Raw genomic sequence first — 24,924 nt, 5'->3', positions numbered from 1 at the left:
TGTGCGGCAGATGCGCGTAGCTGTAGAGCGAGAGCCGGTCGGGCGAGATCTCTATCACCTGATCGAGGGTGCGGGCGAACGAGTCCAGGTTCTGGAACGGCAGGCCGTAGATCAGGTCGAGGCTGATGGAGCTAAAACCGTTGGCGCGGGCGGCGTCGATCACCAGCCGGGTTTCTTCCACGCTCTGGATGCGATTGACCGCCTGCTGCACCTCGGGCGCGAAATCCTGCACGCCCACGCTCATGCGGTTGAAGCCGAGTTGGGCGAGATGCGCCACGCGCGCCTCATTCACCTTGCGCGGGTCGATCTCGATGGAGAATTCGCCGCCGGGCTGCAGGTCGAAATGTTGGCGCGTCATGGCCATCAGCCGCGCGGCTTCCTCGTCATTCAGGAAGGTGGGGGTGCCGCCGCCCCAGTGAAGCTGGGTGACGGGCAGGCGGGTCTGCAAGATGCCTGCAATCAGCCCCAGCTCCTGCTCCACGCTGTCGAGATAGGGCGTGGAGCGGCCGTGATTCTTGGTGGGAATCTTGTTGCAGCCGCAGTAGTAGCACAGGGTTTCGCAAAACGGCACGTGAAAATACAGCGACACCGGCTCGTCCGGGCGCTGGGCGCGGCGTCGCAACTCTTCGGCGTAATCGCGCGGGCCGAAACCGGAATGCATGCGGTCGGCGGTGGGGTAGGAGGTGTAACGCGGGCCGGAGATGTCGAAACGCTGGAGCAGCTCGGGCTGGAAGTCGAGAGATTGATTCATCATAATGATTGAATGTTTGCTCAAAGCCAGGGGGAAGGTTTTGATCTGACGCAACGGTTGGCGAGGCTGCGGCACAATTGCTGCAACGCAAAACCAACAGTTGCAGGCCAGGCTGGGGCGCCGCGCGCGGAAACTAGGGAGGAATGAACTATCCTGCGACGCGCATCTTCCGGCGTCGCGGGCCTGGCCTCGCGCAATTCCCATGCAGACACAAACGCATTCCGCGACCGATCACAAATCCGGCATGGCGGCCCTCAGCCTCGGCGCCTTGGGCGTGGTGTACGGCGACATCGGCACCAGCCCGCTGTACGCCTTCCAGACAGCGTTCAGCCCCGATCACGGCGTGCCCTACAGCCCGGACAACATTCTGGGCGTGCTGTCGCTGATTTTCTGGGCGCTCACCCTGATCGTGCTGGTGAAGTATGTGCTGCTGGTGCTGCGCGCCGACAACGATGGCGAGGGCGGCATTCTGGCGTTGATGGCGCTGGTCATGCGCCGCTATGCCAAAGGCACGCGTGGACGCACCGTGGCCATCACCCTCGGGCTGGTGGGCGCGTCGATGTTTTATGGCGACAGCGTCATCACCCCGGCGATTTCGGTGCTCTCGGCGATGGAGGGCCTAAGTGTGGCCACGCCGATTTTCAATGACTGGATCGTGCCCATCACCGCGGGCATTCTGGTGGGGCTGTTCGTGGTGCAAAAGCACGGCACCGCGCTGGTCGGGCGCTTTTTCGGCCCCATCATGCTGCTGTGGTTCACCGCCATCGGCGTGCTGGGGTTGGCGCAGATCGTGCAAAACCCCACGGTGCTGCTGGCGATCAACCCGTATTACGGCGCGGAGCTGTTCGTGCGCGAGCCCGGCGTGGCGCTCATTTTGCTGGGCGCGGTGTTTCTGGTGCTCACCGGCGGCGAGGCGCTGTATGCCGACATGGGGCATTTCGGCCGCAAGCCGATTCAGCTCGCCTGGATCAGTCTGGTGATGCCCGGGCTGGTGCTCAACTACTTCGGCCAGGGCGCGTTGGTGCTGGCGCACCCTGAAGCCACCAAAAATCCCTTTTTCTATCTGGCGCCGTCGTGGGCGCTGTGGCCCTTGCTGGCACTGGCGACTGCCGCCACCATCATCGCCTCGCAGGCAGTCATCACCGGCGCTTACTCCATCACCACGCAGGCGATCAAGCTGGGGTATCTGCCGCGCATGCGGGTGTTGTTCACCAATGAGAGCAATCAGGGGCAGATCTACGTGCCCTTCATCAACTGGCTGCTGCTGATCTTCGTGATTCTGCTGGTGCTGAGTTTCAAGACGGCGGAAAACCTCGCGGCGGCCTACGGCATCGCGGTGAACATCACCATGATCGTCACCACCGCGTTCTGCTGGATGATCGCGCAGCACCGCTGGGGGTGGAGCGCCGCGCGGGCCAATGCGGTGTTCGGCTTGTTCGCGCTAATCGATCTGGCCTTTCTGTCGTCCAATGCGCTCAAGATCGATCACGGCGGCTGGTTCCCGCTGCTGTTCGGCGCCGTGGTCTACACCCTGCTGGCCACCTGGAAGCGTGGCCGCACCCTGCTGCGCCGGCAGCTCGAAGAGCACGCGCTGAACCTGCAGGATTTCGTCGCCAGCCTTTCCACCTATCCGCCCACCCGGGTGGAAGGCACGGCCATCTACCTCACCCCCAGTGCGACCACCGTGCCGCACGCGCTGCTGCACAACCTCAAACACAACAAGGTGCTGCACGAGCGGGTGATTTTTCTATCGGCGCAAACCATGGACGTGCCGCACGTGCCCGCCGACCAAGGGCTGAAGCTGACGTCGATGGAAGAGGGCATCTACCTGCTGCACGTCGAACTGGGCTTCCAGGACGAGCCCGACATCCAGCGCCTGCTCAAGGATTGCGAGCGGCTCTACGGCCTGGAGTTTCAGCTCATGGAGACCTCGTTCTTCCTGGCGCGGCAGACCATCATTCCGTCCAAGCTGCCGGGCATGGCGCTGTGGCGCGAGGTGTTGTTCTCGTGGATGAGCCGCAACGCGCAGGACGCGTCGGACTACTTCCGCATTCCGCCCAACCGTGTGGTGGAGCTGGGCACGCAAGTCGAGATCTGAGAGGTTTGTCACGATTTGGCCCGCGGCGTGAGGCCGCCCGGCAACGGCGCCCTTGTGCGGCGCGGTCGTCGTGCCGATGATGCAGGCATGGTTGATGCTTCATCGCCGTGACCCACACCCAGGAGGATGCCATGCTTGCCGTAGCCGCCTATAAAACCGTGTTTGATGTCAGCGAAGTGGAGCGCAAGCTTCACGGCATGGGACAGGATGGAAACGAGCATTTGCGAGGCACCTACCAGCGCATGCTGGCCACGGGCGGCGAGCGTCTGGCGATCAAGCCGCAGGATGCGCCCGAGATGTCGCCACTTTGTTCCGAGCTGCCCAATTTCGGCGCCCCGCTGCGCGACATCCAGCGCAGTCTGGCGCTGTGCGCCGACAGCCGCGATCCGGTGGAAATCATGCCCATGCTGCTGCTGGGCGATCCCGGCATCGGCAAGACCTATTTCGCCCGTCGCGTGTCGGCGCTGCTCGGCACCAGCTGTGCGGTGGCGCCGATGAACGCCCTCACTGCGGGGTGGATTCTCTCGGGCGCCTCATCGCAATGGAAGAATTCGCGCCCCGGCAAGGTATTCGACACTCTGGTGGGCGGCGAATATGCCAACCCGGTTCTGGTGATCGACGAGATCGACAAGGCCGCAGGCCACGCGCAGTACGACCCGCTGGGCGCGCTCTACAGCCTGCTCGAAGCCGACACCGCGCGCGCCTTCACCGACGAATTCGCCGAAGTGCCGATCGACTGCAGCAGCGTGATCTGGATCGCCACCGCCAACGATGCCAGCGGCATTCCCGAGCCCATTCTCAACCGGCTCAATGTTTACGACATCGCCGCGCCCGATGCCGAGGGCACGCGCCAGATCGCCGCAACGCTCTACCGCGAGATTCGCAACAGCCACGATTGGGGCACCGATTTTCCTGACCAGCCCGACGACGATGTGCTCGACGTGCTGCAGCAGTGCAAGCCGCGCGAGCTGCGAAGACTGCTGCTGAACGCGTTCGGCGCGGCCAAGCTCGATCACCGCACGACGCTGGCGCCGAAGGATTTCGACTTTGAGCGCCTGCATCGGCAGTCGCGCATCGGCTTCATGCACTGAGCCGGCGGGTGTCGTCCGGCTTTCAAGGAAACGCAGGGCCGCCCCAAGTTTCCTTGTCCACCTCGCCGCTTGCAAGCTGCTCGGATTCGGCTCCGTCCAAGCTGCCGCAGGGCAGCTTGGAGCCGCGGGCCTCATCCCCCGCGGGGGGCGGGTTGGGCGCAGCCCGGCCCTGGGGGCGCTCAGGACTTAATGCTGCATGCCCTTCATGTGGCCCATGTCCATGCCTTTCATGTCGTCGCCGGGGCCGGAGGCCGTGGGCTTGCGCACCTCGAACTCGGTCGTCACCGATTGACCGTCTGAAAACTTGAGGGTGACCGGCACCTTCTGGCCTGGCTCGATGCCCGGTTTGGGCTGCATCAGCATGATGTGATAGTCGCCCGGGGTGAAGGCCATGCTCTTGTGCGGGGCGATGGGAATGGCGTCGACGTGCACCATGTTCATCATGCCGTCCTTTTTCACCGTCTGGTGCAGCATGACCATGCCGTATTTCGGGCTGGAGGCGCCGACGAGCTTGATCTCCTTGTCGGTATCGTTCGTGACCTTCGCATAACCACCTGCGGGCAGATTGGCCGGAAGCCAGCGGATCCAGGCCTCCGTGACCTGGATGCCCGCGGCGAAGGCCGAGCCGAGCAGCCCCAGGCTGAGTGCGCCCGCGGCAAGGCACTGAGCGAGACGACGGCGAGAAAAAATGGTGACAGACATGACAACTCCTTCAGATCAGAGGGGAAAAAGAGGGGATACGGCGCCCGTGGCGCGATCGGTGGCGAAACCGGTGCTTGTTTTGGGCGCAACACCGGATAAGGATAAGGGCGCGACACGGGTCGCATCGCTGCTCCCGAGCAACACCCCGCTTTGGCGCAGGTCGCGCAACAGCGTCGCGCCAAAGTCGAGATAGGCTGCGGCGGCCGACGGGGCGTCGCGGCCGTCGCTCAGGGAGGCAAGCGCCTGTGCTCCCGTCAATTCGCCGGGGCGCAGGAGCTTGATCAATTGCGCGGTCAAGGGGTTGATCTGCGCGCAGCGCACCTGATCGCCCTCGACGCGGTAAAGCGCCAGATCGGTGGGCTCGGGCGCGATGCGCTGCCTGGGCCGCAGGGACTGCACCGGCCAGTCGTAGTGCAGGAGCCGAAGCGCCGGGTTGCAGATTGGCACGCCGCGCAGCAGGTCGCCATCGGGCCGACAGGCCGGGGCCTCGGTGTCGTCGAGCATCAGGGCGGCGCGGGTCCATTCAAAATGAGCCAGCGCGCACAGGGCTTCAGCGCGATCGGCCAAGGGCTGCGAAGGCCCCTGGAGAAAGGCGACGAACTCGCCGCCCACGTCGCGGAAGAAGGGCGCCTGGCAGCCGTGCTCGGCGACGAACCGGCGCACCAGCTGCGACCAGCGCCGTGTCGACAACACACCCCGCAATCGCGGAAACGCGCCGAGCAGGGCCTCGTCCACATTGGCGCGGACCAGTCGCGCATAGAGATCGACCCGCCGCGCCGTCAGGCCCGCCGGACAGGGCTGGCTGCGCGGCCGACGCAGTCGCGCGGCGAACGCCGCTTGCGCGTCCGGCAAGGTCTCGGCCTGGCGTGTGGTCCTGGCGGATGCGGGGGTGGCAGAGGGCTGAGACGTAGCGGGCGGCGCCAAATCAGCGGCCGGGCTGGCCCGGCCTTGCAGCGCGCCGATCTGCCGGACTTCCTGCATCAGCACCGCCAGCGGCGGCAAATGGTTGTCGCGTTCGAGCAGGGTGGGGCGCACGCCGTGGTAGGCGTAAGCCGTCTGCAGCAACTGCCACACCGGGTCGATGACGGCGGCGCCGTGGGTGTCGAGCAGCAGGCCGTCGTCCATGCGGCGGTGTCCGGCGACGTGCAGGTAGGCGATGCGTTCGCTGGGCAGCGCCCGAAGTTGCGCCGCGGGGTCGCCGCCATGATTGGCGCTGTTCACATAGAGGTTGTTCACATCCAGGTGAAGATCACAGTCGGCCTCGGCCAGCACCGCCTGGATGAATTCGATTTCCGACAGCGGCGTGTTCGGGTGCGCGGCGTAGTAGGAGGCGTTTTCCACCGCGATGCGCTGTCCCAGAACGTCCTGGGTCTGGCGGATGCGCGCGGCGACGTGGCGCACGGCCTCCTCGGTGAAGGGCAGGGGCAGCAGCTCGTAGAGTTGCCCCGAGGTGTCGGCACACCAGGCCAGATGCTCGGTGTAGAGGGCGATGCCGTGCAGGTCCATGAACCGCCGGATCTGCCGCAGCAAGGCCACGTTCAACGGCCCCGGGCCGCCCAGCGAGAGCGACAGCCCGTGACAGACGAAGGGCACGCGCTCCGTCAATGCGCGCAGCGCGCGGCCGGATTCGCCGCCCACGCCGATCCAGTTCTCGGGGGCGATCTCGAAAAAATCGAGCCCTTCGGGCAGCGCAGGGTGCAACTGCGCCATGAATTCCTGGCGCAGTCCCAATCCCGCGCCGTGCGGGTGGCGCGGGGCCATCCCGCCGCAAGCGGGCGTGGCGGCCGACATGGCGACGGGCCTCAGCTGGCGTGTTTGGCCGGCTTGTCCGCCATGTCCTTGGCGCCGCACTGCCCGGCAGGGGCTTTGCAGGTGTCGGAGCCGCACTTGCCCTGGGCCCGCATCTGCGGTGTGCAGTCGGGCAGGGCCTTGCCCTTGGCGTCATCGGCGCCGCAGCCCGCTTCTTTCGCGGCCGTCTTCAGCAGATGGCCGGGCGCCATCTCGGCAAAGGCAAAGGGATTGGTGGCGGCCTGCGCAGCAGAGCCCAGCGTGACCATCATGGCGGCGCCGACGGCGGCGGCCAGGGGAAGAGAACGAGACATGAAATAGCACTCCTGAAATCGAAAAGGTGCACACGCACGGAGGGGCCTCCGGCGCGTCAAAAGACAACGATCAATCAGGCGTGCTGAGGCGGGGCGCGGGATAGGGGGCGAAGGTGGCGCCCGCCGCTCGCCGGAGCCCATGCCTGGATGGAGGCGAAGCTGTAGTGCAAGCTGGGCGGCGCGGAGAAGGGCGCGGCACGGTGCGGCGGCGCCCAAGGCTGTGCATGGTCATGGCTGCAGACCGTTGCAGTCTGCAGTAGCAGCACATAAGAGGGGTGCGCGGGAGCCGGGTGCGTGTGACTGTCGGCGGAAGCGTGCGAGGAATCCGCCGTGGCGCTGGCGCAATACGGCATCGAAACCGCCCGCACCTCCGTCTGCTGCGCCCAGGCCAGCGGCTGCAGCGCAATGCAAATCACCACGATCCAGATCAGGCGTGTGGTCGGCAACAGCGTATCGAGAAAGCGTTGGGCAGCGCGCATTGAGCGCCCATATTACGTAGGCGCGTACCCATTGCAAAGCCACAAAGCGTGACGAGATGTACTGTCGGGGCGAAGCAAGCAGGTGTGTTTCTTGCCTTGCAACGTCGGCCTCCGGTACCTTGGTTCAGGAGGGCCGGGACGTGCACGACGATTGAGGCTCAAGCAGGGAGCACTGCACCATGAAGATTGCCGTCTGTTTCTTTGGCATCACAAGATCCCTGAGCTACACGATCAGCTCCATCGAGTCGAACTTGCTGGCGCCTTGCAAGAGCATCGGCGAAACCGAAAACCTGTGCCATTTCTTTCGCCTCGCCGTCATTGACAACCCTCGTTCCGGGGAAAAGGGCGTGCTGGCCCCGGACGAACAGGCCCTTCTTGCGCCAACCTGGCTGCATTTGGAACAACCCGAGAATTTTCTGTCCGAGAGTCCGCTTCAGCAGATATTCGATTATGGAGACGCCTGGGGAGATGACTTCAAGTCGCTGAACAACCTGCTCCATCAGCTCCACTCCATCAAAATGGTCACGCAGGCGGCGCTTGCTGCAGACTTTGATTACGTGGTCTTTGCACGCCCAGATCTTCTTTATCACGACTCGATTCGCCGCCCACTGGGCCGAGTTCTGCGCTCAAAACACAATAGCGAAGTATGTCTTCCCGATTGGCAGCACTGGGAAGGGGGATACAACGACCGGTTTGCGATCTGTAAAGGAAAGCAGGCGATACAGGCCTACGGTAACCGCATCGACATGGCGCTCGATTACTGCAGAAATCGCGGCACACCGCTGCATGCGGAAAATCTTTTGAAACACGCATTGAAGAGCAATGAGATCCCGGTGAGCCTGATGACGGTGAAAGCCAGCCGGGTGCGCTTCGACGGAACGCTCAAAAACGAAATTTTCTGGCCCAACTGCGGTAAACTCGGACGTATTCGGCGACGGTTTACGCCATATAGGGCGCCAAAAATCGGTAGATCATAGCCCCGCTATTATAGCTGCCATAGTTTTCTACCATAAGGAGTATATCATGTCAGTATATAGCGCAGTGGGATATTTTGTCTCGATCGCGTTGTTTCTCGCTTTTGTATTGTTGCCGACATTCGCGCGTGCTGATAGACCATGGCATACTGAAAATGACCGCACGACGACGATCGACGGCTTGCGAGGCTTTCTTGCTACCGGCGTATTTTTTCACCACGCGCTGATCTACCACAGTTTTCTGGAGGACGGGCGTTGGATGGTGCCGCATTCCGCCTTTTATACGCAGCTCGGGCAAAGCAGCGTCACCCTTTTTTTCATGATTACCGGGTATTTGTTCTGGGGTAAAGTCGTATCTTCTGATCGTCAAATAAACTGGGTTGGCCTTTATATTGGTCGAGTGTTTCGTATAGGGCCGATGTATTTTCTATCCATGATTTTGATGCTGTTGATAATATTCTGGTCGGCGCGATTTGCGCTCATTGATCCCTGGACTGCGGTCATGCGCCAAATAGCGCCGCTGTCTGCGTTGGGTTGGTTTACGCCGGGAGGTCGCATCAACGGCTACGAGCAGCCGTGGGTATTGATCGCTGGCGTCACGTGGACTTTGCAATATGAGTGGAAATTTTACCTCTTTGTTCTGCCCATATCAGCGCTGATCACCAAACTGTTTCGCGCGCCATTGGTGCTGCCTCTGGTGGGCCTCTTGTATTTTCTGGTGAGGCAGCATTGGTATCCGGCCCTGAGTAATTTTGGTTTTGCCGCTTTTTTTGTGGGAATGATCTGCGCGGCTTTGCGCACTCGCACCTGGATCGGTATTCAACGGAAAAGATCAGACTTCCTGGCATCCCTGTTGTTGACGGCATTGCTGATCTTGTTGTCTCAGCAAGGTACGGCCTATTCTCTGCATGTTTTCCCGATTTTGGCCGCGATATTCCTTTTGGTCAGTTCGGGGGCGTCTCTTTTTGGCCTTTTTCTGACTCGAGCTGCCAAGCGACTGGGCGAGATTAGCTACGGAATTTATATCTTGCAGGGCTTGGCGCTGTTCTCGACACTTGGTCAGCCATGGGTAAAACAGCAAATTCTTTCATCTCCGCTGGCTTACTGGTGCTGCATCGTCATGGCAGGGCTGATTCTGATTTCTGTTGCCATGCTTGCGCATATTGCGTTGGAAAAACCCGGGATTGAATTGGGGCGAAAAATTGCCACTAGGGTTTCGAGGGCCACGCAGGGCATCAGAGCCGTGAAAAGTGCGGCGTAAGGAGCCAGGCTACTTGCGGTACGACTCTGGGCGTGCCGAGTGCGCGGTCGTCGCATCGGCAGGCCCTAACATTGGGCTATGAACATGCCCGCCCAGACACCCTATACCCGCGCTGATCAACTGCCTGCCTTGCTCAAACAACGCATCGTCATCCTCGACGGCGCCATGGGCACCATGATCCAGCGCTTCAAGCTCAGCGAGGCGCAGTATCGCGGCGAGCGCTTCAAGGACTGGCCGCGCGACGTCAAGGGCAATAACGAGCTGCTCAGCCTGACCCAGCCGCAGATCATCCGCGACATTCACGAGGGCTATCTGGCCGCAGGCGCCGATCTGGTCGAGACCAACACCTTCGGCGCGACCACGGTGGCGCAGGATGATTACGGCATGGCCGAACTGGTGGACGAGATGAACGAAGCCTCGGCCCGGCTGGCCCGCGCCGCCTGCGACAAGTTCAGCACGCCGGACAAGCCGCGTTTCGTCGCGGGCGCGTTGGGCCCCACGCCCAAGACCGCGAGCATCAGCCCCGATGTCAACGATCCCGGCGCGCGCAATGTCGATTTCGAAACCCTGCGCGCCGCCTACGCGCAGCAGACGCGCGCGCTGATGCGCGGCGGCGCCGACGTCATTCTGGTGGAAACCATCTTCGACACCCTCAACGCCAAGGCGGCGCTGTTCGCCGTAGATGAGGTGTTCGAGGAAACGGGCGAGCGGCTGCCCATCATCATCAGCGGCACCGTCACCGACGCCTCCGGGCGCGTGCTGTCCGGGCAGACCGTGACCGCGTTCTGGTCGAGCGTGCGTCACGCCCAGCCGCTGGCTGTGGGGCTGAATTGCGCACTGGGCGCCGCGCTCATGCGGCCCTACCTGCAGGAGCTGGCCAAGGCCGCGCCCGACACGTTCATCTCCTGCTACCCCAATGCCGGGCTGCCCAACCCGATGAGCGACACCGGCTTTGACGAAACGCCCGACGTGACCTCGCGGTTGCTGCACGAGTTTGCCGCCGAGGGGCTGGTGAACATCGTCGGCGGCTGCTGCGGCACCACGCCCGAGCACATCGCCGCCATTCAGTCGGCGGTAAAAGACGAAGCCCCGCGCGCGCGCCGCCGTGCCGGGTTCTATGCCGACGCGGACTGATTCACCTATGCCTTGACGGGCATTGCGCCGCGCGCAGCGCCTCACATGGCGCGCGGGCAAAATCGCGCCACAGATCAAGCCTTCCAGGAGACCCGAGATGCAATTGCCCGATATTCGCGTTGGAGACCGCTGGGTGTTCGTCACCCGCACGCAGGAAGAAATCGAGCGCGGCGATGCCGGTCTGGTGCTGGCCAATCATGTCACGCAGATCGGGCCGAATGGCGAGGTGCATATTGAAGTTCAGCGCACCAACAAGGCCGACGCGCCGGTGCTGAAGAACGTCTACTCGAAGCAGTTCGACCTGCTCTCACGCGAGATCGTGCCGGGCGAGGCGATCGAATACAGCCCGGCGTTTCCGCAGTTTGACTTTCCGCTGAGCGTGGGCAAGAACTGGAAAGACACCATCACCCAGAGCCAGCCTGAGTGGGAGCTGCACACGCGGCTTGGCGTGAGTGTGAGCGTGGAGGCCGAGCAGACCGTCACCGTACCCGCGGGCACTTTTCACGCCTTCCGCCTGCAAGGGCATTACACCGCCGCGCAGGCCACGGTGATGACGCACTACTGGTACGCGCCGGCCGCCGGGCGCGCGGTCAAGGGCATCGAGGACACGCTATCGATCAACGGTGTGCGCACGAGGCTGATCTACGAGCTGCAGTCGCTCAATCGGCTGCGGGCATGAGGGACGTGAGGCGGCGTTTCACGCGGCCCTTCGCGTGGCGCCAGTGCTGGCGCAGTTGCAGCATCTGATAGCGCACATTCTGCGCCGCAGTGCGCGGCTTGGCGAAGTGCACGATCCACGCGGTTCGCACCTGATGTGAAGTGTTGGGGCCGCTGGCATGCAGCAGGTATGGATGGTGCAGGATGGCGCCGCCGACGTCGATGGGCACATCGGCCGCGGTGGATTCGTCAAAACCGGTGGCCATGACGTAGTGCGTATCGTTGGCCCCGGGAATGGTTTTGTGCTCGTACATCTTTCCCCCGTGCGAAGCCGGGATGTAGCGCATGGCGCCCCCCATCAGCGGCACATCCGCCATGGGAATCCAGAAGTGCACCCGGTCTGTGTAGCGGTACAGCTCGTCCTTCTCGTAGTAGACGTCCTGGTGCCAACGCGTGCCCGTGCCGATGCCGGCCGACTTGCGGATGACATGATCGAAGGCATATTCCACCGGCATGCCGAGCAACTCGGTTGCGTAGGCTTCGCACTGCCGGAAGATTTCGGTTTGCTTCAGGCGCGGCTCGATCTGCGCCGTGAAAATGATTTCGTTCGACACCGTGCGCCCGTTCTCGATCTGCGTCCAGTCGTCGCCGCCCAAGACGCTCTTGGCGCTGAGCAATTGATCCAGAAGTTGGGCCACCTCCGCGATCGCCTCACTGCGAAACAGGCCGGGTACCGGCACATAGCCCTGTTCCGACCATAAGGCACGTTCGCTGGCAGTGGGTCGTTGTGAAGCAGGCAAGGTCATATCCATAAATCCTCCATTCAGATGAGTGGCGTGCTCAACGGCGCAGATCACACTAAGCAAAACCCGAGCCTGCGTCAGGTAGTAACCCAACGGCCGTGCTTCTGGCGGATTGCATGCCCGTGGTGCGCGTTGCACGTTTGTTGTGCGCCGCAGAGTGCCAGGTTCGGCATGACGTGCGGGTGGGCTTGATCGCGCGCGTCTTCGTCCTTCACAGACTTTCAACCGGCCCACTCAGGCATGGGGGGCTGTCGAACCCTGGCCCGCGACTTGCATAGAAAGGCTCGGGGCCGGTCGCGGCAAGTCAGCACGGTCCGTGATCGGCAACACAACCAGGGCGTTCGCCCTGTTGCGCTGAGTCGGCAAACCTTTGTGAAGTAGGGGCGCTCGACGGTTTGCAGCAGCAGGTGCGTATATGCCGCATTTTCAGGAGGGCGGTGCCATGATGCGGGGAGCTGTGCAGTCGTCCTACGACAACGCGGAGTTGCTTCTCCGCGCCATGGACATCCTGTTTGTCGTCGTGACCCTGGTCGCTGTCGTCGTGCTCAACGAGGGCGGGCTGAATGACAACGTTTATATGTTGGTCACCACAGCGCTGTTGCTCTTTCAGCTGGGGGCCCGCTTCTGGGGGTTGTATGGCTCTTGGCACTTGTTGCCTCTGCGTGAAGAAGCCCGTCAAATTGCCATCGTCTGGAGCGCAGTGCTCGCTGCGTTGCTTGCCACCGGGTTCGCGTTGCACGTCACGTCGAGCTACTCGCGCCTGTCGCTGGGCATCTGGGCGCTGATCGTGCCCGTGCTGATGGTGGGGCTGCGCGCATTACTGCGCCATCGCATCGAACGCAACGCGCGTCGCGGGGTGGACATCCGCATCCTGGCGTTCGTCGGGGCCAATCGCACGGCCGAGCGCATCGCCCATTATTTCCACAACCGCCTGTGGTCCGGGCTGCGCGTCGCCGGGGTGTATGACGACCGCGCGGTCAAACGGCTCGATCTGCACAGCCTCTCGCTTGTCGGCAGCCTCGACTTGCTGGTGCGCGACGCGCGCGAAGGCAAGGTCGATTTCGTCTTCATCACTTTGCCGATCTGTGCCGAGCAGCGCATTGATCACATCGTGCGCGAGCTGGCCGACACCACGGCCTCGGTATTCATCGTGCCCGATGCCTACATCTTCGAGCGCAACCATGCCAACTGGCGCGAGGTGGCCGGGCATCCCATCATCAGCGTGTACGACACGCCCTTCTTCGGCATCAATGGCTTGCTCAAGCGCATCGAAGACGTGGTGGTATCGAGCCTCATCCTGCTGCTCATCAGCCCGTTGTTGCTGGCCATCGGCGCGGCGGTGCGCTTCACTTCGCCGGGGCCGGCGATCTTCAAGCAGCGCCGCTACGGCCTCAACGGTCAGATCGTCGAGGTGTGGAAGTTCCGCAGCATGACGGTCACCGAAGATGGCGACAAAGTGGTGCAGGCGACTCGGGGTGACCGCCGCATCACACCAATCGGCGCGTTCCTTCGGCGCACCTCGCTCGACGAGCTGCCGCAGTTCTTCAACGTGCTGCAGGGCCATATGTCCATTGTCGGGCCGCGGCCTCATGCCGTGTCGCACAACGAGCAGTACCGCGCCCTGATTCACGGCTACATGCTGCGCCACAAGGTCAAGCCCGGCATCACCGGCTGGGCGCAGATCAACGGCTGGCGCGGCGAGACCGACAGTGTGGACAAGATGGAAAAGCGCGTCGAGTACGACATGCATTACATCCGCAACTGGTCGCTGGTGATGGACGTGAGGATCATTGCCGCGACCATCTTCAAGGGCTTCCGTGGGCAGAATGCCTACTGATCCGGGCGCACCCTCATGGCCTACTTCGACATCCTGCTTCCGGTGAAAAACGGCGCGGCCTATCTGGCCGAGGCGATCGACAGCCTGCGTGTGCAGACCGTTGGCGACTGGCGGCTGCTATTGCTCGACCACGGCTCGACCGACGACACCCTGGAGGTTGCCCAGTCTCGTGCGGTGCTCGATCCCCGCATCCGCATTCACAGCCTGCCCGAGGCGCGCGGGCTGTCCGGGCTGCTCAATGCCGGGCTCGATCTCTGCGACGCCAAGTACGTGGTGCGCCACGATGCCGACGACATCGCTCTGCCCGAGCGCCTGCAGCACACCCGCGAGGGTTTTGCCGCGCACCCAGAAGCCGTGGCGCTGGGCGGGCAGCTCACCAACTTCGACACGACGGGCCGAACCCTGCCGCAACATCCCCTGCCCACCGCGGCCGGTCGCATCACCGCGGCCATGCTGTTCTGCAACCCGGTGGCCCACCCGACGGTGGCCCTGCGACTCGACCGCTTGCAGGCGCTGGGCGCGCGCTACGGCGTGGAATTCGGCCACGGCGGCCCGGCGCATACGGTGCCCGAATTCGAGAATCTGGTGGAGGACTATTTCCTGTTCGGTCAACTCGCCCTGTTTGGCCTGGTCGCCAACCTGCCGCAGCAACTCATCCGCTACCGTGTGCATCCGGGCGGGGTGGGGCAGAAGAAGTTCGCGGCGCAGATGGCGGCCTCGCATGCCGTCTCGCTGCGCTTGGCCGCGCGCCTGCGCGAGATGCACGGCGCCGCCGCCTTCGATCCCACGCCCTTCTGCAACCACGGCGGCATGCTCTACGACCTGGGCGAGCGCAGCGACTTCCGCGACGAGTACGCCGCGTTGCGCGCCGCGCTGCTGCGTCTGGATGCTGCGCCGGCAGCCCTGCGCCGTGAGCTGGCCTACCGCCGCGTGCTCAGCCAGCGCGGCCGTGCCGCCATGCTGGCGCGCTACGCCCTGTTCCGCAGCCTGCACCGGCCGGCGATGAACGAGCAGACCACGGTGAAGCTGCACCTGATCGGGCGCAAAGGGCCGCTCGCCCAGACCCTGCCCGCCCTTGCCACCCCTTGAACTCTCAACGGAGCGACCATGGACATCGCCTACCTCATCCTGGCCCACGATCAGCCCGGCCACCTGCGCGAACTCATTCGCGAGTTGAGCACGCCATACAGCCACTTCTACATTCATATCGACGCCAAGTCGCGGATGGCGGATTTCGACTTGCCCGACGATCCCCACGTCCACGTGCTGCAGGATCGCGCCCGCGTGTTCTGGGGCGACTATTCGCAGGTCGAGGCCATCGTGCTGTTGATGCGCGCCGCGCTGTCGCAGCCGGGTCTGGCGCATTCGCGTTTCGTGCTGCTCAGCGGCGCGGACTACCCGGTGCGCAGCAACGCCGACATCCACCACTTCTTTCAGGAATATGCGGCCGAGGAATTCATTCAGGTCGAGCGCATGCCCACGGCCGACGGATGCAAGACGCTGGATCGGCTGACGGGCTATCAGCCGAGAAAAACCTCATTCCGCGTGATCAACCGCCTCAAGGGACTTGCGCAGAAAGTGGGCCTGATCGCCGCAAAGCGAGATTTCATTCCTGCGCTGGGCGACAGCCTGCCCTATGGGGGACACACCTGGTGGGCGCTGACCCGTCCGGCGGTCGCGCACCTTCTCGATTTCATGGACACGCACCCGGCCTATGTCGCCTTCTGCCGCAACACCTTCTGCCCGGATGAACACTGCTTCCACACCATCCTGGGCAACTCCGCTTTTGCGCCGCAGGTCGCGCCCTGCCTGACCTATGCTGACTGGAGCCGCGGCAGCTACCGGCCGGAGAACCTCACGCTGGCTCACGCGGAATTCCTCAGCCGAGATCCCCGGCATCCTCAGACCGAGCGCTTTCCCGAGGGCCTGCCGTACCTGTTTGCGCGCAAGTTCACGGCTGAGTCGCAGCCGCTGGTGCAACTGCTGCAGGCGACTCTAGGCAACCGCGTGCCCATCGTTGCCGATCTCTCGCGCTCGCATTCGCCCGCCAGCCCGCCGCGCTCCGCCGCCTGGCCGCTCGCCGAGCCCTCCGAGTCTTGATTGCAGGCTATCCATCGTGGAACTTTTCTTCTACCGCGGCGAGCTCACCAATTTTGGCGACGAGCTGAACCTGTGGCTCTGGCCGCGCCTCATCGAAGGCCTGTTCGATGGGGTGGGAGATCTGTTCTTCGGCGTCGGTTCAAACATCCGCGCCGGCTTTCCCGCTGCCCGCCGCAAAGTCGTGCTCGGGGCAGGGTATGGTGCCTACTCGCCACTGCCGATTGTGGATGGCTCGTGGAGCTTCTACTTCGTGCGCGGCAAGCAGACGGCGCGCGCGCTGGGGCTGGACGAGGCGCTGGGCCTCGGCGATGCCGGCATCTATATCCGCTCCTGCCAGGTGCCGCGGCAGCGCATCAACGGCAAGGTAGCCTTCATCCCGCATTGGGAAAGCCTCTGGCGCGGCAAGTGGCAGGAGGCCTGCCGTCTGGCCGGGGTGCACTTCGTCGATCCGACCGGGCCCGTAGAGGCGGTGCTGGCCGACATCGCCAGTGCCGACTTTGTCGTGACCGAGGCGATGCACGGCGCCATCATTGCCGACGCGCTGCGCGTGCCCTGGATTCCCATTCGGCCCTCGCACCATATCCATCACATGAAGTGGGACGACTGGGCGTCTGCGCTCGACATGCAGATCGATTGGGAGCGCCTGCCGGGCAGTTCGCTGCTTGAAACCGCGTTGCAGCATGCGCCGTCTGGCGGGCGGTTGTCCAGGTCGCTTTCGCGCCAGCGCCGGGCGACCGCCTTGCTGCGCGACTGCACCCCGGGCTGGATGGTGCAACGCACCGCAGACCGGCTGCACGCCATGACCACCCAGGTCCAGCCGCATTTGAGCCGTGACACCGCCATTGAGTCGGCCCACGCCCGGATGCTGGAACAACTCCAGCGCTTGGTGCGGCAGGAGGGCGTTGGCCGTGTACTCGTTTGACGGGGGCATAGACCCAAAATGAACCCGACGCCTGGAGGGATCAAGGACAAGGCCTTTTCTGCGGTTCGCTGGACGACCATCGGCATGGCGGCGGGCGTCATCATGAAGCTGCTGCAGGTGGTCATCCTCACACGCATCCTCACGCCCGCGGACTATGGCGTCATGGCCATCGTGGCGGCGGTGCTCACCTTCCCCTGGGTGATCAATGACACCGGGATGAACAGTGCCTACATCCATCGGCGCAACGTCTCCGACAGCGAGCGTTCCAGCCTGTTCTGGGGCAACGCCATCTTTGCCGTCCTGCTGGGCGGCGTGGTGTTGGCTCTTGCCCCGTTCATCGCCTGGATTTATGGCGACCCGCGTCTCTTACCCTTGCTTGCGCTGTCTTCGGCCACCTTTTTAGTGGTCGGGCTGGGGTCGCAGTTTCGCCTGACTGCGGAAAAAAATCTGCGCTTCCGACCGATGGCCATCATCGAAATCATCGCCGCCATCAGCGGCACCGGGGCTGCCGTGTTGTCGGCCCTGGCCGGCGCCGGGCCTTACACCCTGGTCTGGGCGAGTCTCGGGCGCTCCGTGGTCAACACGACACTGTGCTGGCTCTATTTGTCGGGGGGCTGGAAGCCAGGCTGGCATCTCAGTTGGCGCGAACTGCGGCCCTATCTGCGCTTTGGCGCGGCGGCGGTGTCCAGCGCGGTCATCGACAACATCAATCGCAGCCTCGACGTTGTCGTACTCGGAAAATTCGTACCTGCCGTGAGCTTGGGGCTCTACAGCGTGCCGCGCAACTTCGTCGAAGTGTTGCAGTCCCTCGTCCACAACATCGTGTCCCGCGTGGGCTTTCCGCTGATCTCCAGCGTGCAGCACGACCGGCTCAAGGTGCAGAAGATCATCTTCACCGCGCTCAATATGGTCGGCGCGTTGAATGCGCCGCTCTATGTCGGCGTGGCGCTGTTTTCCGAGCCGCTTGTTCGGGTGTTGTTTGGCGCGGAATGGCATGGCACGGGCCACCTGCTGGCCCTCCTGGCGATCGTGGGCTATATCCGCTCCATGCTCGGCCCCACCCGCGGCCTTCTGCTCGGTCTTGGCCTGGCGCGGGTTGAATTGTGGTGGAGTCTCGGGATACTGGCCATCACCCTGCCGGCCATCGTGCTGGGCGCCATGCACGGCGTCGTCTGGCTGGCCATCAGCCTGGCCGGCGCTTCGCTGCTGCTGTTGCTGCCGACCTGGTATGGCGTGTATCGTCCGCTGGCCGGAATCGGCCTAGTGCAATACGCGGTGCTGATCCTGCGCCCGGTGGCTTTGTCCGTGCTGAGCATGTTGCCCGGGCTCTTTTTGGTACGGGAACTCACACAACCGATCATGCAGCTCACGGTGGCTGCGCTGACGGCGGCGCCGCTGTATTTGTTGTTGAATTTTCTGGCAAATCGGTTGTTTGTCGATTCGCTCCTCCATCTGTTGTTGGTGCGGCGCGCGCCGCCGGGCGGGGCGCGCCCATGACACGGTCATCGCCATGCAATGCACGCCGCCGAAGTTGGCGCGTTGCGCCCAGTTTGCGGCGGGGGTTCATCGGCGGTGCGGCGCTGGCGCTGTTGTGCGCCGCGCAGTCCGCGCAGGCCGAGGAATTTCCACCGCCGCTGAAGCAGGACACGCCGGGCCTGCAACCGGTGGCGCAATTGCGGCACACCTGTTCGAGCAACTTGTTCGGCCTGAGCAACGGCGCCGCCGCGCAGCAACTCTTTGGCGACACACAGCTCTCGGACTGTTGGACCACCTTGCAAGGCGGCCTGCGTTATGACAACCAGGGTGCGGTGGGGCGGCTGCGCGGTCACGCCCTGATCGACCGCACACGCTACCGCCATTACTCACTGCTCGACTTCGCCGGCCACGACATCGGCCTGACCTACAACCTGGATCACGCACCGCAGTGGAGCGCCTATGCCACGGCCACCGATAGTTCGGCCCAGCAGAGTCTGGCGCTGCTGCAAGCGCCGCTGCCCGACTTGGTGCACAAACAGGTGGTGGCCGCAGGCGGGGCGCACCGTATCGCGGGCCCATTCGACCTGACGGCCGATACCGCGTTGATCCGCATCCGCAACAGCGCGGGCAGCCAGCGCCCCTACGACATGGACATCGAACTGGTGCGCCTTGGGCCGCGCTACACCACCGCAGCGGGCAACCGCATCGGCTATGCGGTCTCGCTGCTGAAAGGGCGCTATCCCCATGCCGCTGCGCAAACGGGCAATGCGCCTCTGGCCGATTTCCGTCAGCTTGAAGGCGCCCTGCAATTCAACTGGACGGACGACGCCTACTGGCGGCTCTCGGGCACGGCGGGCTATCTGCGCTACACCGCGCCCAGCCTGCCCGCGCTGAATTTCAGCGGCGCCGTGGCCGATATGCAAGCCCAGTTCGCCGCCACCGACAAGACCACACTCGGCTTGAAGCTCTACCGCAAACTCGTCGCTTACAACACCGCAAGCACCAACTATCAGGTGCTCACCGGCGCGCAGTTCAGCGTGATCTGGCATGTCGATGCCGCGGTGCACCTCCAGGCCGACTACGCCCGCGACGAGGCGCTTTACCCCGGCTCGAGCCGAAAGGATCGCCTCCATGGGGGCGGACTGACCGTGGTCTATCTGCCCCGGTCGGGCACACAACTTGCATTGCGATATGCACGGACCAACCGCAGTTCAAACGCGGTCGATGCCAGTTATGCCAACAACACTTTGAGTCTGAGTCTGCAGCAAGCGTTCTGACCCAACTACCGGAGGTTGCTCTGCCATGCGTCTGCGTCACCTGTTGCTTCTTGCCGGCTTTGCGCTCGCGCTCTTGAGCGGGCGCGCCAACGCCGGGGAATACATTCTCGGCACGGGCGATATTGTCAGCGTGAACGTGTACGGCCACCCCGAACTCGAGGTGAAGGCCGTCGAGGTCGATGCCAAGGGCGAGGTGGTGCTGCCGTTGCTGGGCTATGTCGCCATTGGCGGCATGAGCCCCACCGGCGCGGGCAAGGTCATCGCTGCCCGGCTCAAGGAAGGCGGGTTCATCCTCAAGCCCCTGGTCAACTTGTTGGTGGTCAAGTACGACAGCCAGCAGGCGGTGGTGCTCGGCCAGGTCAACAAGCCCGGGCAGTATGTGCTGCAGCGCGGCAGCCGTCTCACCGATCTGATCGCGCAGGCCGGAGGCGTGAGCCCCGCGGGGGGCGACACCGTCATCCTGCAGCATCTGCAGGACGGCAAGCGGGTGGACAGTTCATTCCAGCTCGGCAGCCTGTTCGCCGCTTCCTCACCCGCAGCCAATCCGGTCATCGCCAGCGGCGATGTGATCTATGTGCCGCAGGCCCCGGTGTTCTATATCGAGGGCGAGGTGAACAAGCCCGGCGCCTATCGCCTGGAGCCGGGCATGACGCTGCTGCAAGCCGTGGCGCTAGGCGGCGGGCTGACACGGCGTGGCACGCTCGGCGGGGCCGAAATCCACCGCGCCAGTGCCGAGGGCAAGCTCGACGCCTCCACCGCGGCGGCGGACGCGCCCATCCGCGCCAATGATGTCATCGACATCGGGCAAAGCCTGTTCTAGGAGCCGCCATGGACCTCCAGGGATTACTGCTCGTTCTGCGCGCCCGTTGGCTGGTCATCGCCGCGCTCACGTTGCTGGCGGCTGGCGCCGCGGCGGTGACCGCCAAAATGCTGCCCAAGCACTACATGGCCACAGCCTCGGTGGTGATCAACAGCCAGTACGTCAACCCGGTGACCGGGGCGCAGATGCAAGGCATGTTGATGCCTGCCTACCTCAACACCCAGGCCATGATCCTCACCAATCGCACCACGGCGCTGCAGGTCGTCGACGCGCTGCATCTGACCGACGATGCGCACCTGCAGGCGCTGTATGCCGCACAGGCTGCCAAGCTCCCGCAGGGCGCTGGCGGACTGCGGGAGTGGATCGCCCAGCAGCTGCTGGCCAAATTCAAGGTCAACACCTCCGACCGCGACAACATCATCAACCTGAGCTACACGGCCGCAACGCCTGAACAGGCCGCGCGCGTGACCAACGCCTTCCTCGACGCCTATGTGCAGGCCAATCTGAACCTGCGCACCCAGCCTGCGCAGCGCACCGCGCAGTGGTACGACGCCCAGCTCAAGACCATGCAGGCGCAGCTTCAGCAGGCCCAGGCCAAGCTCATCGCCTATCAGAAGACGCATGGCGTCATCCTCACCGAACAGGACCCGCAGGCCGTCATGCCGCTACAGGCCCTGGCCACGCAGCAGGCCCTGGCAGCGGCGCAGAACTATGCCGACAGCTCCAGGGCGCAGGTGGCCGCCGACCACAACGCCGATGTGATGCGCGACCCGGTAGTGCAGACGCTCAAGACCGGCCTTGCGCAGGCCCAGGCGAGGCTCAGCCAGCTCGCGCAGACCGAGGGCCCCAATTACCCGCAATACATCGCGGCTCAGGCCGAAGTGAACAGCCTGCAGCTCAAGCTGGGGCAGCAGATCGCCGCCGTGCAACGCGCCGTGCAGTCCACGGCGCAGGCCTCGCAGCAAAGCATGGCCGATATGCAGGCCGCGGTGCGCGCGCAGCAACAGCGACTCATCGCCGATAACACGCTCAAGGCGGAGGGCCAGTTTCTGGTGCAGCAGGTGAGCAACGCGCAGCAGCTGTACGACACCACGCTGCGCAGCTACCAGCAAAGTCTGCTGCTGTCCAAGTCTGATCAGACCGACATGACGGTACTCAGCCGCGCTGTTGCGCCGATGCAGCCGCTGGGGCCGCGGGCGCTGATCAGCGTGGCGCTGGGCGCGGCGCTCGGCCTCATTCTCGGCATTTCCCTGGCCCTGCTGCTCGAACAGTTGCAACGCAGGGTGCGATCGATGCAGGAAGTCATCGACCTCACCGGCGCTCCGCTGCTGGGCGCCGTGCAGATCCGCCCCCTTTTGCTGCGCTGATGGACTCCGCCATGGACATTCCCGCTCGTGTCGATCCGATTCCGGTGCGCTTGGCGCGGCGCGCAGATGTGCGCGAACTGGAGGGCACGTTGCTGCGTGCCGCTCCGCCCGCTGGCGCCGTTCCGCGGCCTGAGCTTCCCGCCGATCCCTCGCGCGACCTCAAGCTCGGCCAGCTCCTGCTCGATTCAGGCAAGCTCAGCGCGGCGGATGCCGAGCGCGTGCTGCGGCTGCAGAAAGCCGAAAATCTGCGATTCGGCGACGCCGCAGTTCGCCTCGGCTTGGTGAGCGAGCAGGACATCCTGCTCGCCCTGGCGCGGCAGTTCGACTACCCCTACCTAGCCCCCGGAGTCAGCGGATTCAGCGATGAACTGGTGGCCGCCTATCAGCCGTTCACGCCCCAGGTTGAGCAACTGCGCGCGCTGCGCAGCCAGCTCATGCTGCGCTGGTTTGGCGCCGGGCAGCGTTGCCTGGCGCTAGTCGGAACCGGATCGTCGGGGACGATGAGCAGCCTCGCCGCCAATCTGGCCGTTGTGTTCTCCCAACTAGGTGAGCGCACCCTGCTGATCGACGCCAATCTGCGTCGCCCCCTGTTGCAGGGCATGTTCAACCTGCCAGCGCGGGCCGGCCTGTCGGATGTGCTGATCGGACGTGCCGACGCCACGGCCGCCGTGCGCATCGGGCCACTGCTTGGGCTCACGGTGCTGGGTGCGGGCACACAACCGCCCAACCCCGCCGAATTGCTGGCGCGGCCGAGCTTTTTCAGTCTGTTGAGGCAGAGCGCCGAGCAATTCGACGTCGTTCTGGTCAACACCGCCCCCGGCAACCTCGCCGAGATATTGCCCGTCTGCGCCGCAACTCAAGGGGCCCTGCTCATGGTTGATCAGCACCTCAGCAGCGCCGCAGAAGTGCGCGGCACGGCGACAGCCCTCCACAACGCGGGCCTGACCCTGGTGGGCAGCGTGCTCAACCAGCGCTGAGCCGATTGGCAGACCATGACACTGCCCTTCGATTTCTCCGCCGCCAGCCGCCAGCGCGCGCTGATGGCGTTGACCATTCTGGGGGGAATCGCCCTGGCGCTGCTGGCGGGTTTTGCCGCTGGCAAACTCGCCCTGGACGACCGCGGGCACAAAGCACTGCTGATCGCGCTGCCCGCAGCTTTCGTCCTCGGGCTGCTGTTTGTCTATGCACGCGAAACCCTGCTGCTGCTCATCATCCTGTTCCGCGCCAATCTCGACCCGATGCTCAATATGACCAAGATCGGTGGCGGCGGCGCAGCCATCGGTCTGGGCGGTCTGCTCAACGGCCTCATCATCGGCCTCATCGCCATGGAACTGCTCAACCGCCGCCGCATTCCGGTGATGCGGCTGATGGGGCAGACCTGGCTGCCACTGCTCATCGTCATGGTCGGCACGCTCGCCATCACGCCGCGGCTGGTGCCAGGCATCAAGAACGACCTTGCGCTGCTGTCCAACGCCGCCATCTTCCTGCTCGCCTTCGTGTATGTGCGCGACAAGGCCAGCCACGATGTCTGGATGCGCGCCGTGCTGCTCTCCAGCATTGGCCCCCTGCTCTACGGCTTCTACCAAATCGCCACCCACCAGGGCTTTTACGACGCCGAGGTCGGGATGCGTATCGACAGCACCTTTTCCCACCCCAACATCTTTGCCTTCTATCTGGTACTCCAGATTTCGCTGCTGTTCGTGGTGTGGCGCGGCGGTCTCCTGAGCGTCGGCCTACGTGTGCGCCGGTTGCTGCCGCTCTACATCTTGCTGCTGCTGTTCCTGCTGGTGACCACCAAGACACGCAGCGCCTGGGGCGCGATGGCGTTCTTCTTCCTCGCCTACAGCTTGGTGATGGAGCGCAAGCTGCTGCCGCTGCTGATTCTGGCCGGGCTGGCCTCTTTGTTGCTGCCCGAAGTCCGCGAGCGCATCTCCGAACTGACCACCGGCAACAGCGGCATGTATTACCAGCCGCTCAACTCCTTCGCCTGGCGCAAGGAGATGTGGGCAGCCGCGCTGCACTTCATGCAGCCGCAGCACTACCTGTTCGGCTACGGCAAGGAGTCCTATGAGTTCTACTCGCGGCTGTTCTATCCCTTGGCCAACGGTGTAGGCCCACCCGCACACAACGTCTACATGCAGGTGTTCTTCGACGGCGGACTGGCGGGGCTGGCCGGCTTCGTCTGGCTGCTGATCGGCACGGGCGTGCTCGCCGCAAGCGTGCGCAAGACGGATCGTGTGGAGGGATTTTTACTTTTGATGCTGGTGCTGGAGTTCGCGCTGGTCTCGGTCTCGGACAACATGCTCGACTACCTGGTCTACAACTGGTATCTGTGGTTTGTCCTCGGCGCTGGAATCAGCCTGCATTTCCATCGCACCACGCAGGCCGCAACCACACAACCGATCAAACGCATGACGACATTCGAGCGATCCGCGTTTGACCCCATGGTGCGTTGGAGGCGGTGATGCGGCTCAAACACGATCCCGACTGGCAGCAGGACCTGCTGCGGCTCGGCATGGCGCGGCCGTTCTTCAAGGAGCAATCCATCTGGGCAATCTGGGTGTATCGCTATGGCCGCCGGGTGGACGCGCTGCCGCACGGCTTGGGCAAGCGCCTCCGAACCCAGCTCTATTGGCTGATGTTCCGCTTTGTCGAAACCTGGACGGGCATCAGTCTGCCGAAAGAAGCGGTGATAGGCGGCGGGCTGCGCATCTTCCATTTCGGCGGCATCTTCATTCACCCCGGCGTGAGGATGGGGCGGGCGTGCACCTTGCGGCAGGGCGTGACCATCGGCAACAAGACCGAGGGCGGACCAGTGCCTGTGCTGGAGGACGATGTGGAACTGGGCGCCTACGCGCAGGTGCTCGGGGGCGTTGTGCTCCGCTCGGGCTGCCGGGTGGGGGCGATGTCAGTCGTGCTGCACGATGTAGCCGCGGGCGTGACGGTGGCGGGCGCGCCGGCCCGGCCCCTGCACGCGCGTACACCAAACCTTGTGGTGGTGCCCACGCCGTTAATGCGGCAGACGGATGTGTGAAATGAGCGATCTGGCCATGCAAGCCGAAATGCAAGCCGT

Annotated in this window: 23 protein-coding genes; 17 read left to right on the top strand and 6 right to left on the bottom strand. The window is 64.0% G+C overall.

The features are described from left to right. The coding region (locus AC2VLV_RS03880; RefSeq protein ID WP_486988722.1) for a radical SAM protein at positions 1-754 on the bottom strand (754 nt) is incomplete at its 3' end. 199 nt (positions 755-953) lie between these two features. Here AC2VLV_RS03880 and AC2VLV_RS03875 point away from each other — a divergent pair. Together AC2VLV_RS03875 and AC2VLV_RS03870 are read left to right on the top strand one after the other, a co-directional pair. Further along, entirely contained in the window at positions 954-2,849 is a 1,896-nt protein-coding gene (locus AC2VLV_RS03875; protein WP_486988721.1) for a potassium transporter Kup, read from the top strand. 107 nt (positions 2,850-2,956) lie between these two features. Further along, complete coding sequence (locus AC2VLV_RS03870) at positions 2,957-3,940, top strand: AAA family ATPase (RefSeq protein ID WP_486988720.1); 984 nt, start codon at positions 2,957-2,959, stop codon at positions 3,938-3,940. A gap of 186 nt (positions 3,941-4,126) precedes the next feature. Here the strand turns inward: AC2VLV_RS03870 and AC2VLV_RS03865 are convergent, their stop codons facing one another. The 4 genes from AC2VLV_RS03865 to AC2VLV_RS03850 all read right to left on the bottom strand — a co-directional run bounded on the left by AC2VLV_RS03865 (position 4,127) and on the right by AC2VLV_RS03850 (position 7,223). After that, complete coding sequence (locus AC2VLV_RS03865; RefSeq protein WP_486988719.1) at positions 4,127-4,642, bottom strand: copper chaperone PCu(A)C; 516 nt, start codon at positions 4,640-4,642, stop codon at positions 4,127-4,129. A 15-nt stretch (positions 4,643-4,657) separates the two neighbouring features. Then, positions 4,658-6,433, bottom strand: a complete 1,776-nt coding sequence (locus tag AC2VLV_RS03860) for an HvfB family MNIO-type RiPP peptide maturase (RefSeq protein ID WP_486988718.1) — start codon at positions 6,431-6,433, stop codon at positions 4,658-4,660. Positions 6,434-6,444: 11 nt separating this feature from the next. Next, positions 6,445-6,744 carry a hypothetical protein gene (locus AC2VLV_RS03855; protein WP_486988717.1) on the bottom strand — a complete coding sequence of 100 codons (300 nt, stop codon included), beginning with the start codon at positions 6,742-6,744 and terminating at the stop codon, positions 6,445-6,447. 74 nt (positions 6,745-6,818) lie between these two features. Beyond that, a complete protein-coding gene (locus AC2VLV_RS03850) occupies positions 6,819-7,223 on the bottom strand; it encodes a hypothetical protein (RefSeq protein WP_486988716.1) in 405 nt (134 codons plus the stop codon). A gap of 179 nt (positions 7,224-7,402) precedes the next feature. On the opposite strand from AC2VLV_RS03850, the gene AC2VLV_RS03845 reads away from it, so the two are divergent. From AC2VLV_RS03845 to AC2VLV_RS03830, 4 genes are all read left to right on the top strand, one after another. Continuing rightward, the gene (locus AC2VLV_RS03845; protein ID WP_486988715.1) at positions 7,403-8,200 is read left to right on the top strand and encodes a hypothetical protein; all 798 of its coding nucleotides are present in this window, start codon (positions 7,403-7,405) and stop codon (positions 8,198-8,200) included. 46 nt (positions 8,201-8,246) lie between these two features. Continuing rightward, the gene (locus tag AC2VLV_RS03840; protein WP_486988714.1) at positions 8,247-9,458 is read left to right on the top strand and encodes an acyltransferase family protein; all 1,212 of its coding nucleotides are present in this window, start codon (positions 8,247-8,249) and stop codon (positions 9,456-9,458) included. A gap of 84 nt (positions 9,459-9,542) precedes the next feature. Next, positions 9,543-10,592 carry a homocysteine S-methyltransferase family protein gene (locus AC2VLV_RS03835; RefSeq protein ID WP_486988713.1) on the top strand — a complete coding sequence of 350 codons (1,050 nt, stop codon included), beginning with the start codon at positions 9,543-9,545 and terminating at the stop codon, positions 10,590-10,592. A 97-nt stretch (positions 10,593-10,689) separates the two neighbouring features. Further along, complete coding sequence (locus tag AC2VLV_RS03830) at positions 10,690-11,271, top strand: hypothetical protein (RefSeq protein ID WP_486988712.1); 582 nt, start codon at positions 10,690-10,692, stop codon at positions 11,269-11,271. On the opposite strand, the gene AC2VLV_RS03825 is transcribed toward AC2VLV_RS03830, so the two are convergent. After that, a complete protein-coding gene (locus AC2VLV_RS03825; protein ID WP_486988711.1) occupies positions 11,252-12,061 on the bottom strand; it encodes a phytanoyl-CoA dioxygenase family protein in 810 nt (269 codons plus the stop codon). The two genes, AC2VLV_RS03830 and AC2VLV_RS03825, sit on opposite strands and share 20 nt — an antisense overlap. A 433-nt stretch (positions 12,062-12,494) precedes the next feature. Between AC2VLV_RS03825 and AC2VLV_RS03820 the strand changes: the two genes are divergently transcribed. From AC2VLV_RS03820 to AC2VLV_RS03770, 11 genes are read left to right on the top strand one after another with little or no spacing between them, the layout of a single operon-like run. Further along, positions 12,495-13,889, top strand: coding sequence for an undecaprenyl-phosphate glucose phosphotransferase (locus AC2VLV_RS03820; protein ID WP_486988710.1), 1,395 nt, complete (start codon positions 12,495-12,497; stop codon positions 13,887-13,889). A 15-nt stretch (positions 13,890-13,904) separates the two neighbouring features. Further along, entirely contained in the window at positions 13,905-14,978 is a 1,074-nt protein-coding gene (locus AC2VLV_RS03815) for a glycosyltransferase family 2 protein (RefSeq protein ID WP_486988709.1), read from the top strand. 18 nt (positions 14,979-14,996) lie between these two features. Continuing rightward, positions 14,997-15,989, top strand: a complete 993-nt coding sequence (locus tag AC2VLV_RS03810) for a beta-1,6-N-acetylglucosaminyltransferase (protein ID WP_486988708.1) — start codon at positions 14,997-14,999, stop codon at positions 15,987-15,989. Positions 15,990-16,005: 16 nt separating this feature from the next. After that, positions 16,006-16,911, top strand: coding sequence for a polysaccharide pyruvyl transferase family protein (locus tag AC2VLV_RS03805; RefSeq protein ID WP_486988707.1), 906 nt, complete (start codon positions 16,006-16,008; stop codon positions 16,909-16,911). An 18-nt stretch (positions 16,912-16,929) separates the two neighbouring features. Next, the gene (locus tag AC2VLV_RS03800; protein WP_486988706.1) at positions 16,930-18,408 is read left to right on the top strand and encodes an MOP flippase family protein; all 1,479 of its coding nucleotides are present in this window, start codon (positions 16,930-16,932) and stop codon (positions 18,406-18,408) included. Between the two features lie 53 nt (positions 18,409-18,461). Beyond that, entirely contained in the window at positions 18,462-19,664 is a 1,203-nt protein-coding gene (locus tag AC2VLV_RS03795) for an outer membrane beta-barrel protein (protein ID WP_486988705.1), read from the top strand. A gap of 25 nt (positions 19,665-19,689) precedes the next feature. Then, entirely contained in the window at positions 19,690-20,484 is a 795-nt protein-coding gene (locus tag AC2VLV_RS03790) for an SLBB domain-containing protein (RefSeq protein WP_486988704.1), read from the top strand. A gap of 8 nt (positions 20,485-20,492) precedes the next feature. After that, positions 20,493-21,851 (top strand): Wzz/FepE/Etk N-terminal domain-containing protein, encoded by a 1,359-nt coding sequence (locus AC2VLV_RS03785; RefSeq protein WP_486988703.1) that lies wholly within the window; start codon positions 20,493-20,495, stop codon positions 21,849-21,851. An 11-nt stretch (positions 21,852-21,862) separates the two neighbouring features. Next, a complete protein-coding gene (epsG, locus tag AC2VLV_RS03780; protein WP_486988702.1) occupies positions 21,863-22,828 on the top strand; it encodes a chain length determinant protein tyrosine kinase EpsG in 966 nt (321 codons plus the stop codon). 15 nt (positions 22,829-22,843) lie between these two features. Further along, positions 22,844-24,316, top strand: a complete 1,473-nt coding sequence (locus AC2VLV_RS03775) for an O-antigen ligase family protein (protein ID WP_486988701.1) — start codon at positions 22,844-22,846, stop codon at positions 24,314-24,316. Then, complete coding sequence (locus AC2VLV_RS03770; protein ID WP_486988700.1) at positions 24,316-24,885, top strand: serine acetyltransferase; 570 nt, start codon at positions 24,316-24,318, stop codon at positions 24,883-24,885. Before AC2VLV_RS03775 ends, AC2VLV_RS03770 begins: the two co-directional genes overlap by 1 nt. The last annotated feature ends 39 nt before the right edge of the window (positions 24,886-24,924 follow it).

The organism is Thiomonas sp. TH-17 (assembly GCF_057473305.1).
Note: the sequence above shows the minus strand (reverse complement) of the source record. Positions and strands in the feature narration are given on the sequence as shown.

What these genes read in the sequence shown, in the direction of transcription:
- AC2VLV_RS03875 (WP_486988721.1), top strand. Translation starts at nt 954, where the DNA reads ATGCAGACACAAACGCATTCCGCGACCGATCACAAATCCGGCATGGCG.
- AC2VLV_RS03865 (WP_486988719.1), bottom strand. Translation starts at nt 4,642, where the DNA reads ATGTCTGTCACCATTTTTTCTCGCCGTCGTCTCGCTCAGTGCCTTGCC.
- AC2VLV_RS03860 (WP_486988718.1), bottom strand. Translation starts at nt 6,433, where the DNA reads ATGTCGGCCGCCACGCCCGCTTGCGGCGGGATGGCCCCGCGCCACCCG.
- AC2VLV_RS03855 (WP_486988717.1), bottom strand. Translation starts at nt 6,744, where the DNA reads ATGTCTCGTTCTCTTCCCCTGGCCGCCGCCGTCGGCGCCGCCATGATG.
- AC2VLV_RS03850 (WP_486988716.1), bottom strand. Translation starts at nt 7,223, where the DNA reads ATGCGCGCTGCCCAACGCTTTCTCGATACGCTGTTGCCGACCACACGC.
- AC2VLV_RS03845 (WP_486988715.1), top strand. Translation starts at nt 7,403, where the DNA reads ATGAAGATTGCCGTCTGTTTCTTTGGCATCACAAGATCCCTGAGCTAC.
- AC2VLV_RS03840 (WP_486988714.1), top strand. Translation starts at nt 8,247, where the DNA reads ATGTCAGTATATAGCGCAGTGGGATATTTTGTCTCGATCGCGTTGTTT.
- AC2VLV_RS03835 (WP_486988713.1), top strand. Translation starts at nt 9,543, where the DNA reads ATGCCCGCCCAGACACCCTATACCCGCGCTGATCAACTGCCTGCCTTG.
- AC2VLV_RS03830 (WP_486988712.1), top strand. Translation starts at nt 10,690, where the DNA reads ATGCAATTGCCCGATATTCGCGTTGGAGACCGCTGGGTGTTCGTCACC.
- AC2VLV_RS03825 (WP_486988711.1), bottom strand. Translation starts at nt 12,061, where the DNA reads ATGGATATGACCTTGCCTGCTTCACAACGACCCACTGCCAGCGAACGT.
- AC2VLV_RS03820 (WP_486988710.1), top strand. Translation starts at nt 12,495, where the DNA reads ATGATGCGGGGAGCTGTGCAGTCGTCCTACGACAACGCGGAGTTGCTT.
- AC2VLV_RS03815 (WP_486988709.1), top strand. Translation starts at nt 13,905, where the DNA reads ATGGCCTACTTCGACATCCTGCTTCCGGTGAAAAACGGCGCGGCCTAT.
- AC2VLV_RS03810 (WP_486988708.1), top strand. Translation starts at nt 14,997, where the DNA reads ATGGACATCGCCTACCTCATCCTGGCCCACGATCAGCCCGGCCACCTG.
- AC2VLV_RS03800 (WP_486988706.1), top strand. Translation starts at nt 16,930, where the DNA reads ATGAACCCGACGCCTGGAGGGATCAAGGACAAGGCCTTTTCTGCGGTT.
- AC2VLV_RS03790 (WP_486988704.1), top strand. Translation starts at nt 19,690, where the DNA reads ATGCGTCTGCGTCACCTGTTGCTTCTTGCCGGCTTTGCGCTCGCGCTC.
- AC2VLV_RS03785 (WP_486988703.1), top strand. Translation starts at nt 20,493, where the DNA reads ATGGACCTCCAGGGATTACTGCTCGTTCTGCGCGCCCGTTGGCTGGTC.
- epsG (WP_486988702.1), top strand. Translation starts at nt 21,863, where the DNA reads ATGGACATTCCCGCTCGTGTCGATCCGATTCCGGTGCGCTTGGCGCGG.
- AC2VLV_RS03775 (WP_486988701.1), top strand. Translation starts at nt 22,844, where the DNA reads ATGACACTGCCCTTCGATTTCTCCGCCGCCAGCCGCCAGCGCGCGCTG.
- AC2VLV_RS03770 (WP_486988700.1), top strand. Translation starts at nt 24,316, where the DNA reads ATGCGGCTCAAACACGATCCCGACTGGCAGCAGGACCTGCTGCGGCTC.